At 65.0% G+C, this 12,820-nt stretch carries 8 protein-coding genes; 7 read left to right on the top strand and 1 reads right to left on the bottom strand.

Features of this window, described 5'->3' with window-relative positions:
- The first annotated feature begins 100 nt into the window (after nucleotides 1-100).
- From ppnN to ACM62G_RS25030, 6 genes are all read left to right on the top strand, one after another.
- Nucleotides 101-1,474, top strand: a complete 1,374-nt coding sequence (ppnN, locus tag ACM62G_RS25055; protein WP_054057678.1) for a nucleotide 5'-monophosphate nucleosidase PpnN — start codon at nucleotides 101-103, stop codon at nucleotides 1,472-1,474.
- A gap of 129 nt (nucleotides 1,475-1,603) precedes the next feature.
- On the top strand, nucleotides 1,604-2,110 hold the full coding sequence (locus ACM62G_RS25050) for a sigma-70 family RNA polymerase sigma factor (protein WP_054064418.1): 507 nt from the start codon (nucleotides 1,604-1,606) through the stop codon (nucleotides 2,108-2,110).
- On the top strand, nucleotides 2,103-3,149 hold the full coding sequence (locus ACM62G_RS25045; RefSeq protein ID WP_273825891.1) for a FecR family protein: 1,047 nt from the start codon (nucleotides 2,103-2,105) through the stop codon (nucleotides 3,147-3,149). Before ACM62G_RS25050 ends, ACM62G_RS25045 begins: the two co-directional genes overlap by 8 nt.
- Before the next feature lie 181 nt (nucleotides 3,150-3,330).
- A complete protein-coding gene (locus ACM62G_RS25040; protein WP_419735849.1) occupies nucleotides 3,331-6,270 on the top strand; it encodes a TonB-dependent receptor plug domain-containing protein in 2,940 nt (979 codons plus the stop codon).
- A 57-nt stretch (nucleotides 6,271-6,327) separates the two neighbouring features.
- On the top strand, nucleotides 6,328-9,111 hold the full coding sequence (locus ACM62G_RS25035) for an insulinase family protein (protein WP_419735848.1): 2,784 nt from the start codon (nucleotides 6,328-6,330) through the stop codon (nucleotides 9,109-9,111).
- On the top strand, nucleotides 9,108-10,808 hold the full coding sequence (locus ACM62G_RS25030; RefSeq protein ID WP_419735847.1) for an ABC transporter ATP-binding protein/permease: 1,701 nt from the start codon (nucleotides 9,108-9,110) through the stop codon (nucleotides 10,806-10,808). Before ACM62G_RS25035 ends, ACM62G_RS25030 begins: the two co-directional genes overlap by 4 nt.
- Nucleotides 10,809-11,040: 232 nt before the next feature.
- Here ACM62G_RS25030 and tam read toward each other — a convergent pair whose 3' ends face one another.
- A complete protein-coding gene (gene tam / locus ACM62G_RS25025; RefSeq protein ID WP_419735846.1) occupies nucleotides 11,041-11,805 on the bottom strand; it encodes a trans-aconitate 2-methyltransferase in 765 nt (254 codons plus the stop codon).
- 104 nt (nucleotides 11,806-11,909) lie between these two features.
- On the opposite strand from tam, the gene ACM62G_RS25020 reads away from it, so the two are divergent.
- A complete protein-coding gene (locus ACM62G_RS25020) occupies nucleotides 11,910-12,818 on the top strand; it encodes a LysR family transcriptional regulator (protein ID WP_054057687.1) in 909 nt (302 codons plus the stop codon).
- Nucleotides 12,819-12,820 lie beyond the last annotated feature (2 nt).

Here is a 12,820-nt window from a genome sequence, read left to right as displayed (position 1 = left end):
CCTTCCGCCTCATCCCTGGCGCCCGACATCGGTCGGCGCCGGCCTTTCTGACGCTACCGGTGCATTACCCTCCGGCCGCGTTGCTTTAATGGAATAGAGAATGACCCAACGATCCGTAATCAATGCCTCGGTCAGCCCCAAAGGCAGCCTTGAAACCCTGTCCCAGCGTGAAGTGCAGCAACTGAGCGAAGCCGGCTCCGGCAGCATCTACGCCCTGTTCCGCCAGTGCGCCCTGGCCATCCTCAACACCGGCGCCCATGTCGACAATGCCAAGACCATCCTCGAAGCCTACAAGGACTTCGAGATCCGTATTCACCAGCAGGACCGTGGCGTACGCCTGGAACTGCTCAATGCCCCGGCGGACGCCTTCGTCGACGGCGAGATGATCGCCAGCACCCGGGAAATGCTCTTCAGCGCCCTGCGCGATATCGTCTACACCGAGAACGAGCTGGGCAGCCAGCGCATCGACCTGGAAAGCTCCCAGGGCATCACCGACTACGTCTTCCACCTGCTGCGCAACGCCCGAACCCTGCGCCCTGGCCTGGAGCCAAAGATGGTGGTGTGCTGGGGTGGCCACTCGATCAGCAGCGAGGAATACCAGTACACCAAGAAGGTCGGTCACGAACTGGGCCTGCGCAGCCTGGATATCTGCACCGGCTGCGGCCCGGGCGTGATGAAGGGGCCGATGAAGGGCGCGACCATCTCCCACGCCAAGCAGCGCATCACCACCGGCCGCTACCTGGGCCTGACCGAGCCGGGCATCATCGCCGCCGAGGCGCCGAACCCGATCGTCAACGAACTGGTGATCATGCCCGACATCGAGAAGCGCCTGGAGGCCTTCGTGCGGGTCGGCCACGGCATCATCATCTTCCCGGGCGGCGCCGGCACCGCGGAGGAGTTCCTCTACCTGCTGGGCATCCTCATGCACCCGGACAACCACGACCTGCCGTTCCCGGTGATTCTCACCGGACCGAAAAGCGCCGAGGCCTACCTGCAGCAACTGCATGCCTTCGTCGGTGCGACCCTGGGTGAGGCGGCGTACAGGCACTACCGGATCATCATCGACGATCCGGCGCAGGTCGCCCGGGAAATGGCCCAGGGCCTCAAGGCGGTCAAGCAGTTCCGCCGCGAGCGCAACGACGCCTTCCACTTCAACTGGCTGCTGAAGATCGACGAGGGCTTCCAGCACCCGTTCGACCCGACCCACGCCAACATGTCCAGCCTCAAGCTGCACCGCAACCAGCCGCCCCACGAACTGGCGGCCAACCTGCGTCGGGCGTTCTCCGGCATCGTCGCCGGCAACGTCAAGGACAAGGGCATCCGCCTGATCGAGGAACATGGTCCGTACGAGATCCACGGCGATGCCGAGGTGATGCGGCCGCTGGACCAACTGCTGCAGGCCTTTGTCGCCCAGCACCGGATGAAACTGCCGGGTGGCGCGGCCTATGAGCCGTGCTATCGGGTCGTCAGCTGATGCTCCACGCCTGAAGTCCTGCCCATCGCGTTCGCTGATGGGCAAGACTTCAATTGATAATACTTCTCAATACTAGTAAAGTCGCGCCCGCTGTTCATGACTCACTTTCAGGGCGCCTCTACTTTTCCCATGGCCGAGCCAGACTCCAAGCTCGATATCTATCTCGCCAATCGCCAGGCCCTGGTCGACTATGCCGCGCCTATCGTCGGCGGTCAGGCCCAGGCCGAGGATGTGGTGCAGGATGCCTGGCTGCGCTTCGACGGGCGCGATACCCGACCTGTCCAGCGCCCCGTCGCCTACCTCTACCGCATCGTGCGCAACCTGGCTCTCGACCTGACCCGACGCCTGCACAGCGACAAGTACCAGCCCGACGGCGCCGAACTGCTGGAAACCCTGGCCGCCGACACACCGTCGCCCGAACACCAGTTGTATCATCAGGACGAACTGAGCCAGTTGGAAGACGCCCTGGCCGAACTGCCCGAACGCACCCGCATCGCCTTCGAGATGCATCGGCTGGGCGGTTGCACCCTCCAGCAGATCGCCAGCCACCTGGGCATTTCCGTAGGCCTGGCGCACTCGCTGGTGCGCGCCGCGCTGACCCATTGTGCCGAGCGACTGGGAGATGGCGATGAGTAATGCGACAATGATCGCCCACCAAGCCAGCAAGGACCGTGTGCCAATGAAGGCCTCCCTCGCCGACGATCCGGTCTGGAATACCGCCCTCGACTGGCTCGAACGCGTCCAGCAAGCCCCGGACGATACCGCTCTGCAAGCGGCCTGTGCCGCCTGGCAGGCTGCCGCCCCCGAGCATGCCGCCGCGTGGCGCAAGGCCGAGCGCGTCTGGCGGTTGGGCGGCGGCCTGTCTCCCCGTTATGCCGGGCACTGGAGCCCCGCCCCGAAAGCGGCCCGCCAACCACCCGCCGCCGCGCAGCCGATCCGGCGTACGCCTCGCACCCGGCGCCGGGCCTGGATCGGCACGGCAGTGGCCGCCGTGCTGGTGCTGGCGCTGTTGCCGCTGTTGCCCAGCTGGCGTGCCGACTACACCAGCGGTGTGGGCGAGATGCGCCTGGTGCAGCTCAGCGACGGCACCCGGGTCACCCTTGGCAGCGACAGCGCCCTGGCCAACCACTTCAACGAGGGCCGACGCAGGGTCGAACTGCTGCGTGGCGAAGCCTACTTCGATGTCACCCCGGACCCGCAACGCCCCTTCACCGTCACGGCCGGCAGCGGCGCCGTACAGGTAACCGGCACCGCCTTCGAGGTGCGCCTGGCGCCCGGCCAGTTGAACGTCGCCGTGGCCCATGGCTCGGTCAGGGTCAGCGACGAACGCCTGCAGACCGATGCCCTGGACAACGTCCTGACCGCGGGTGACCAAGTGCAGTTGGACTACGGTGCCGGACGCCTGCAACGCAATCACCTGCAGTCGACCCAGATCGCCAGTTGGCGCAAGGGGCAACTGGTCGCCGATGACCAGAGCATCGGCGAATTGGTGAACCAGCTGCGTCGCTACCATCACGGGCTCATCCTGCTGTCCGACGACAGCCTGGCCGCCGAAAAGGTCACCGGCGTCTACGACCTGCGCAACCCGCAAGCGGCGCTGCGGGCCCTGGTCCAGGCCCATGGTGGCCAACTGCGGACCTGGTCCGATTATCTCTGGGTCATCTCGCGCTCCTGAGCCCGTGGGCGGGCCGGTCATTTGCCGGCCCGCCAACCCTCCATGCAACCCGCCTGAAATTATTTTCACTATTTTCTGAAAATTTCCCGAAGCACTGCGTCATTTGCCTGCAACGCATTTGAGATGCGTTCGCATTTTAGTTCGCGTATGCGTTCGGCAATGCAACGGGGAGTAGCAATACATGACGATTTCCAGGACGGCGCCTTTCGCCCGATCGACCGACAAACCCCTGCTCGGCCGTTCCGGCCAATGGTTGGGGGCCATGGGGCTGGTGGGTGCGCTGATGAGTGCCAGTGTCTGCGCCGACGACGTCAAGCCGCTCTCCATGGGCCAACGCCTGGAACAGCGCTTCGATTTCGACATCCCCGCGCAATCGCTGGCCGGCGCCCTGATCGCCTTCGGCCAGCAGGCTGGCATCCAGATCAGCAGCGACAGCGCCCTGCTGCGCAACCGCGATTCCGTCGGTGCCCGTGGCACCCTCTCGGCCCGCGACGCGCTGGTCGACCTGCTGCACGGCAGCGGTGTGCGCTGGCACCTGAACCCGGCTGCCGACACGCTGATCCTCGAAGAAATCCCGGTGACCGAGGCCTATCGCCAGAGCACCCACGAAGTACTGGTCACCGAAAACATCGTGGTGCTGGGTACCCCCCAGGAAAGCGGCTTCCAGGGCGAAACGGTGATCGACCGCCGCGCCATCGAAGCCTTCCCCGGTGCCAATGGCGACATCACCACCCTGCTGCAGATGCACCCCAGCGTGAAATTCCGCGCCGATGAAAAAAGCTCCAACACCGCCGGTGAAATCGACCCGGCGGACATCAGCATCAACGGCGCCAAGTACTACCAGAACAACTTCATGATCGACGGGATCAGCATCAACAACGACCTGGACCCCGGCAGCCATACCTGGAACGACTACAACAGCATTGAGGGCCTGCCCAGCCGGGCCCACGGCATCGCCCTGGATGCCGACCAACTGGAATCGGTGAAGGTCTACGACAGCAACGTGCCGGCCGAATTCGGCGGTTTCAACGGAGGGGTGGTCGACGCGATCACCCGCCGCCCGACCGAAGACCTGCACGGCAAGGTATCGATGAGCATGACCCGCTCGTCCTGGACCCAGTTCCACATCGCCGACGACCAGCGCAATGCCTTCGAGCAGTCGAGCGATGCGCAGAACCAGCCGGAATTTCGCAAGTTCACCTACAAGGCCACCCTTGAGGGGCACCTGACCGAGAACTTCGGCCTGATGGCGAACTTCTCCCGCAAGACCTCGATCATCCCGCTCAATGCCTACGACAACGGCTACCAGAGCGGCACCGACGACGGCAAGCATGATCAACGCCGGCAGATCGACAATTATGTGCTCAAGGGCTTCTGGAACCCCAGCGACCGTCTCGAAACCCGGTTCAACCTCACCCATGCTCCGCAAGAGGGTGAATACTTTCGCGCCAATACCCGCAACTCGGCGACGGTGATTCACCAGGGTGGCTACCAGGCGTCGCTGCAGGCGATCTGGCTCGGCGACCAGGCGACCTACACCCACAAGCTCGCCTACACCAACCTGGAAAGCTCGCGTACCTCAGACAGCAACGTCTACAAGGCCTGGCGCTGGTCCGAAGCCAAGAACTGGGGCAACCCTTATCGCAACGGCGTACTGAGCACCGCCGCCACCAGCGCCGAGGGCGGCATGGGCGAATTGACCCAGACCCAGGTCGGTGCGACCTACAGTCTCAAGGCGGATTGGCTGCCGGTGCAGCTCTGGGGCACCACGCACAATTTCCAGACCGGCCTGGAGCTGAGCCAACAGACCGCCACCTACGAACGCCCGGGCGACGTCTGGACCGCGACCACCCTTGGAGTGGGCGCCTCCAACGGCAGCCTGACCTGCAATACCGCCAGCGGTGCCCTCGACAGCGAGTACTGCTCGATCTCCAGGAATGCCCTTGGCGCCCTGACCCGCCAATACTTTCGCAACCTGAACTACTACCGTGAAGGCAAGATCGAGCTGACCGAGCGACGCTATGGCCTGTTTGCCCAGGACAAGATCGAACTGGGCAAGCTGACCCTGCGTCCGGGCCTGCGCCTGGACGCCGACGACTACATGGAGAAGAAAACCCTGGCACCACGGTTCTCGGCCGAATACGACGTATTCGCCGATCGCTCCACCGTACTGACCGGCGGCCTGAATCGCTACTACGGCCGCAACCTGTTCATCTATCGCCTGGCCGATGGTCGCGAGTCGCTGCGTTGGCGCCGGACCCGGGGAGCTTCGACCGGCACCACGATTCAGGACTTCGCCGGTTGGGTCAACTATGGCGTCGACGAAAACTCGTTCCGCAAGCTGGACATCCCCTACGACGATGAAGTCATGCTGGGCATCAGCCAGCGCTGGCTGGACACCACTTTCGACCTCAAGTACGTGCATCGCCAGGGCAAGGACCAAGTGGTGCGTTCCACCGCGAGAAACCTCGACCTGCCGACCGGCGACGGCGTGACCACCATCGCCAACTACTACACCTACACCAACAAGGGCAAAAGCGAGAGCGACAACGTCAGCCTGACCGTCAGCCCGGACTGGCGCATCAAGGGCCTGGGGACCTCGACCTCGATGCAACTGGCTCTCGACTGGAACCGCACCCGCAGCACCCACACCGACTATCAGCAGGTGCTCTCCGCCTCGGAAGTCGACGATAACGATGTGATCTACGACGGCAAGGTGACCGCCTACAGCGAACTGCCCACCAGCGACTTCAACCGTCCCTGGACCGCCCGCCTCACCACCATTACCGACCTGCCAGCGCTGCACCTGACCTGGAGCAACTTCCTGCGCTATCGCGGGCCCTACCAGCAGATCGTCAACACCGGCAAGACCGCGAGCCTGCCCAACGCCGAAGGCGGCCTGACCACCTACGACGTGTATGAGGCCGCAACCGTCAAGGCCGCCCCCACCTGGGACACACGCCTGTACTGGGAGCTGCCGACCGCCCGCGAGCAGGCACTGTTCGCCGCTGTGGACATCACCAACGTTCTGGACAAGGTGTCGCCCATCGTCAGCTATTCCGGAACCACCACCTACGAGATCGGCCGCCAGTACTGGCTGGAAGTCGGCTACCGCTTCTAGCCGGCTGCCGCTCCTGCAAGGCCGACCGCCCCTGACCGAAACCAGCCCGAGCCCTTCATGATCAAGACATTCTGTACAGGCCTTGCCGGCCTGTTGCTGCTGACCGCCTGCGCCTCCCGGCCAGCCACCACCGAACTGCCCTGGGACGACCGCCTGCAGCGCGACACCCTGGCCAATGGGCTGGAATACTGGCTGCTGCCGGACCACAGCCAGCAGGGCCGAGTCGACCTGCGCCTGCTGGTGAAAGCCGGCTCGGTGGATGAAACCGGCGAACGCGCCGGCGTCGCTCACCTGCTCGAACACCTGTCGTTCTACCAGCGTGGCAGCCTGCCCGGCACGGTACGCCAGAGCCTGCTGGCCGCCGGCTGGAAACAGGGCCAGAACTTCAATGCCGTCACCAGCAACGACCGCACCCAGTACTTCTTCAGCCCGGCCGCCGGCACGGCTCAACTGGAACTGGGCCTGCAGGCACTGGCGACCATCAGCGGTCCGGTGGATTTCACCGCTGCCGATCTGCAACAGGAACGTCCGATCGTCCTCGAGGAATGGCGCGGTGGCCTGGGCGTCGCCCAGCGCATGAACGAACAGCGACGTGACGCCCAACGGGTCGGCTCACGCTACGTCAACCACCCGCCCATCGGCAGCCGGGAGGGTATCGAGGCCGCGCAGTGGGCCGACCTGTCCGCCTTCCATCGGCGCTGGTACGTACCGGGCAACATGCAGTTGGTGATCACCGGCGATATCGACCCCGCTACCCTGCCGGCGCGCCTGGAACACTGGTTCGGCCAGTTGCCCACCGCCTCGACGCCCAGTCGCGACTACCTGGAACTGCCCTTGCGCAAACAGTTGAACATCGTCCAGGTGCAGGACAGCCAGAGCGGCGGCAGCAACGTCGCCCTGATGTTCCGCTTCCACGAGGCCGATGCCCGCGCTACCACCACCGAGGGCCTGCGCCAACGCCTGATCAACCGCCTGGTCCTGTCGCTGGCGCAACAGCAACTGGTTCAGCAGGGCCGCGAGAACGGTTCGGGGGTACGCAGCCTGACCCTGCAAAAGCACCAGATCGGCCAGGCGTCCACGGTGCTCGCCGTCGGCGCTGCGGTCAGTGCCAACGGCCATGAGGCCGGCCTGCAGAAAATCCTCGAAGAGATTGCCCGCCTGCGCCACAACGGTTTCGACGAGCAGCAGCTCCAGCAGCAGAAAACCGCCCTGCGCGATATCGCCCGGCGCATGCTCAAGAATGGCGACGACCGTGACTTCGCCGACTGGGTACGCCGCCTCAACGATGCCGCCATACAGGACCACCGCGTGGTCCGCCCGAGCACCATCGCCAACCTGACCCTGCAGCTGCTCGACGGTATCCAGCTCGCGGACCTGAACCGACGCTGGAACGACTGGACCGACCAGCCGGATCGCGTGCTGCAATACCAGGCCCCTGGCCTGGCTCCCGTCACACTGCCCAGCGCCAGGCAAGTCGAGGCCGACATTGCCCGGTGGCGGGCAGCGCCACTGCCCCCCGTGCCGCCCAAGCTTGAGGAACAGACCGAACTGCCGAGCCTGCCCGTCCCGCAGACGCCGGGCCGGATCATCGGCAAACAACGCTTCGACGCCGAGCAGGTCGAGCACTGGCAACTGAGCAACGGCGACCGGCTGGTCTGGCTCAAACGAGCCGGCACGGATGGCAAGACGCAGTTGCGCATCGACTCGCCCTCCGGCTATCTGGCCGACGGCCTGGTGCCATGGCAAGCACAGACCGCGGCACAACTGCTCTCCCAGAGTGCCCCGCCAGGCTGGAGCCAGGCGCAGTCGAAACGCTGGCGCAGCGCGCATGAGGTCAGTCTCGGCCTGAGCAGCGAAGCCCGTCGCCTGACCTTCACCGGTCAGGCGACGGGAGCGCGACTGGAACCGCTGCTGGCCCTCTATCACAGCTGGCAGAGCCAGCCCTGGATCGATCCTCAGGCCGTCGACGACAGCCTGGAGCAGATGCGCGACGGCCTGTCGCGCCAGGCCGACAATGTTTCGACCCGGCAGGCCCAGGCCTTGGCCCGGTTGCGTTTCGCCCCGCGACAGCCCCTGCAACCCGATGCCGAACAACTGGCTGCCGTGCGCCACCAGGACCTGCTGGAGCAATGGCAACGCATGAGCCAGAGCCCGGTCACCTACTACCTGATGAGTGACATCGAGCCGCAGCAGTTGGAAATCGAGGTCAATCGCTACCTGGCCAATATCCCACGGGGCCGGGCGCTGTCCGCCCACGACATCGCCCCGCTCACCGGAGCCCACCGGGAAACCCTGGCAATTGCCCTGGAACCCCGCGCCAATCTGCAAGCCTTCAGTTTCAGCGAAGCCGCCTGGAGCCCGGCCCGGGCCGCCGCCGTGTCGCTGCTGGCGCGCCTGGCCCAGGAAGAGCTCAAGGCCAAGCTGCGCGGCGAAGCCAGTGGCGTCTATCGATTGAACTTCGAAAGCGAACTGGCTCAGGACACACAGCGCATCGACAGCCGCCTGGCCTTCACCGCCGATCCGCAGCGCCTGGACGAGCTCCGGCAAATGGCCACCGAGGTACTCGCGCAACTGCCGCAACACATCAACGCCCAGACCGTGGCAGCCCTGCGCAAGCAACTCGAGCGCCAGGAGCGCGAACGGCTGAACGACCCGCAAACCCAGCTCCACCGGCTGATTCTCAGCGAACGGGCCTATGCCGACCCACGCTACCTGAGTGAACAGCGGCAACTGGTGCAAGGCCTGCAACCGGCCGCCCTCAAGGCCCTGGCCAAGCAGCTCTGGAGTCCGGCCAACCAGCGTGAACTGCAAATGCTGCCAACCTCCGGAGCACGCCCATGAACACCCTGCGCACCTTCTTCCGGCTGGCCTGGCCGTACTGGCGCAGTCGCCAGCAGTGGGTGTCGTGGCTGCTGCTGGGCAGCGTGATCGGCATGGGTCTGTTGATCGTGCAGATCAACGTGCGGATCAATGCCTGGAGCAAGACCTTCTACGACACCCTGGGTGCCTTCGACACCTCGGCGCTGTATCGACTGATGGGCGAGTACCTGCTCTACCTCGGGGCCTTCGTGCTGATCGCCGTGTACAAGAACTGGCTGCACAAGGCCCTGCTGCTGCGCTGGCGCCAGAGCATGACCGAGCAGGTCATCGGCCGCTGGCTCGCTGACCATGCGTTCTACCGCATGGGCCACCAGGGCGAGCCGGACAACCCCGACCAGCGCATCGCCGAAGACGTCAGGCGCCTGGTCGAAAGCAGCGTCAGCCTGCTGGTGTCGTTCATCACCAACTTCGCCCAGGCCGGGGCGTTCCTGGGCATCCTCTGGCAACTATCCGGCACCCAGACCTTCAGCCTCGGCAGCTACAGCCTGACCCTGGACGGCTACCTGGTGTGGATCGCGGTGATCTACACCGTGGTCGGAACGGCAGTGACCCACTGGATCGGCCGCCCGCTGCATCGCCTCAACTACGAACAGCAGCATCGCGAAGCCGACCTGCGGGCCGACCTGCTGCGCAAGCGCGACAACGCCGAGCAGATCGCCCTGTATCGCGGGGAAAGCGTGGAAGAACGCCAGTTGAAGGCGCGTTTCGAACGAATCGCCGACAACTGGCGGGCACTGATGAACCGCGAACGCGACCTGAACTTTTTCACCGTCAGCTACGACCGCATCAGCCTGATCATTCCAGTGTTCGCCGCCCTGCCGGCATTCCTGGCCAAGACCATCACCCTGGGTGGGCTGATGCAGATCCGCAGTGCCTTTGGCGCGGTACAGAATTCGCTCAGCTGGTTCATCAGCGCCTATCGGCTGATCATGGACTGGAGCGCCACGGTCGAACGCCTGGGGCAGTTTCACAACGCCCTGGAACAGGCACATGCCGAGCGCCGGCAACCCGCTCTCGGCAGCCGCCTGCAACTGGGCTCGGCCAGCGTGCTGCTGCCCGATGGCAGCCCGTTGCTTCAGCATCTGGAACTGGACCTCGAACCCGGTAGCTGGCTGCGACTGGCCGGCCCGAGCGGCCTGGGCAAGTCGACACTGTTGCGTACCCTGGGCGGGGTCTGGCCGTTCCATCGCGGGACCTGGCAATTGCCACCCGGCCGCAGCCTGCTGCTGCCGCAGAAAGCCTATCTGGCCAGCGACCGGCTGGACCGCTTGCTGGCCTACCCGTCCAGAGAGGTCCCCGGGGAAGCCGAACTGCGCGCAACGCTGCGGGACGTCGGCCTGGGTGTCCTGCAGGACCAATTGCAGCGCGAAACCGAATGGACCCGTGAACTCTCAGGCGGCGAACAGCAGCGCCTGGCCTTCGCCCGTGCCCTGCTCTACCGGCCCGACACGCTCTACCTGGACGAAGCCACCAGCCAACTGGATGAAACCTCGGCCTGCGCGCTACTGCTGTTGCTCAGAGAGCGCCTGCCTGGCTGCAGCGTCATTGCCGTCAGCCACCAACCTGCGGTGCAGGCCTTGTTCGAGCAGACGCTGGAGCTGCAGTCCCACCTACACACCCCGCTAGCCGCAAAACGGGAGCCGGAGACCGCGCTTTAGCAACGTTGCCAGCACCCTGCAGGGTGGGTGCTGGCCATACATTTCTTATTTCCCCACAGGAAATCGCGACTGCTCTGCAATCGCGATTGAAGGCCCAAGGGAAAAACCTCATTCCTGACCCTTCCCTATTTCAGCAACCGCATTTCGTTGCAAAAAACCGTGGCACAACTGGAAGCGGCCCTGAGCGCCACTCGGCAGAACGTGACACTCAATGACCTGACCCGGTCGCCGATCAGCGACTGGCCACCACGAACAGCCGCGGGAACGGCAGCAGCACACTGCCATCGGGTAGCGCCGGATAGGCTTCACTGATCGCCGCCAGGTAGTGCTCCAGGTAGGCGGCCTTTTCATTCTCGTCCAGCGGCGCCAGGTAGGGCCGCAAGGCGGACCCCTTGAACCACTCCACGACGGCCGCATGGCCGCCCGCCAGCGGGTGATGGTAGGTGGTGCGCCAGACATCCACGTTCGCGCAATGCGGTTTCAGCAGCTCATAGTAGAACGCCGCATCATGCCGCGGTGGATGCCGTACAGTGCCAATCTTCGCGGCCCAGGGTCCCTCAGCCGCGACTTCCCGCGCCAGCCGGTGGGAAGGCTCCTGCATGTTGTCGGGGGTCTGCACCGCCAGGCTGCCACCGCCGGCCAGCTTGCTCACCAGATGCGGATACAGGCTGGCATGATCCGGCAACCATTGCAGCGAGGCGTTGGCAAGAATCACGTCGAACATCTGGCCCGGATTCCACGTGGCAATGTCGGCGAGTTCGAAACTCAATCCGGGCAGGCGCGCACGGGCACTGACCAGCATGTCATCGGAGCTGTCCAGACCGGTGACCCGAGCCTCGGGAAAGCGCTCGGCCAGAACCTCGGTGGAATTGCCGGGCCCGCATCCCAGGTCCACCGCCACCTGCACATTGCGGGTCGGGATCGCCGCCACCAGATCACGTACCGGGCGGGTGCGTTCGGCTTCGAAGGTTGAATACTGCTTGGCTGACCAGGTCATCACGCTTCCTCTTTGTGCTCAGGGAATGCGCACAGCGTAGGTTTTGCAAAGCATGATGACAAATGCCAATAATGATGAGCTGCCATACCCTGAAGGTATCTGAGATGTTGGAACTGCGTCGTCTGCAAGCCTTTGTCGCCATCGCCGAGGAAGGTCATATCACCCGGGCGGCCGAGCGCCTGCATATGCAGCAACCCCCGCTGACCCGGCTGTTGCAGAAGCTCGAAGCCGAGATGGGGGTCACCCTGATGGAGCGCCTGCCCCGCGGTGTGCGCCCGACCAGTGCCGGCCTGGCATTGCTGGAGGAAGCCCGGGAACTGCTGGCGCGGGCCGAGGGGGTGACCGAGGTGGTGCGCCGCGCCGCCCGTGGCGAACAGGGCCGCCTCGGTATCGGTTTTACCAGTTCGGCGGCGCTGCATCCGTTCGTGCCTGGTGTTCTGCGGCACTTTCGTGAAGCGTTTGGTGGTGTCTCGGTGGTCCTGGAGGAAGCCGGTACCGGCGAGCTGATGGATGCGCTGGTGCATGAGCGCCTGGATGCGGCGTTCGTGCGTTCGCCCTTGAACGGCACACCCACCCTGCAAGCCGAGCCGATCCTGACGGAGCCGATGTTGCTGGCGCTGCCGATGGACCATCCGCTGGCGCAGGACACTCACACGGCCCTGCCGCTTTCGGCCCTCGCGGGCGAAGCCTTCGTGCTGTATCGACGTCGAGTCGGGCTGGGGCTGTACGACGCCATCCTGGTGGCCTGTCGAGAGGCGGGTTTCAGCCCCCGGGTGATCCAGGAAGCCCCGCGCATGGCCGCGACCTTGAGCCTGGTCGCCGCGGGGCTTGGCCTGTCCATCGTCCCCGCCTCGATGCAGCGCCTGCGCGGCGATGGCATAGCCTACCGGCCCCTGGCCGAATGCCCGGGACTGATCGCGCCGCTTCACCTGGCGACGCGGGTGGGCGACAGTTCGTCGGTGCTGCAGCGCTTTCGAGAGCGAGTGATCGCTGCCGCCGCAGGCGAACGCTGATC

This window comes from Pseudomonas sp. COR18 (assembly GCF_048568395.1).
GTDB lineage: Bacteria > Pseudomonadota > Gammaproteobacteria > Pseudomonadales > Pseudomonadaceae > Aquipseudomonas > Aquipseudomonas fuscovaginae_B.
This window is presented reverse-complemented; position numbering and strand designations above follow the sequence as displayed.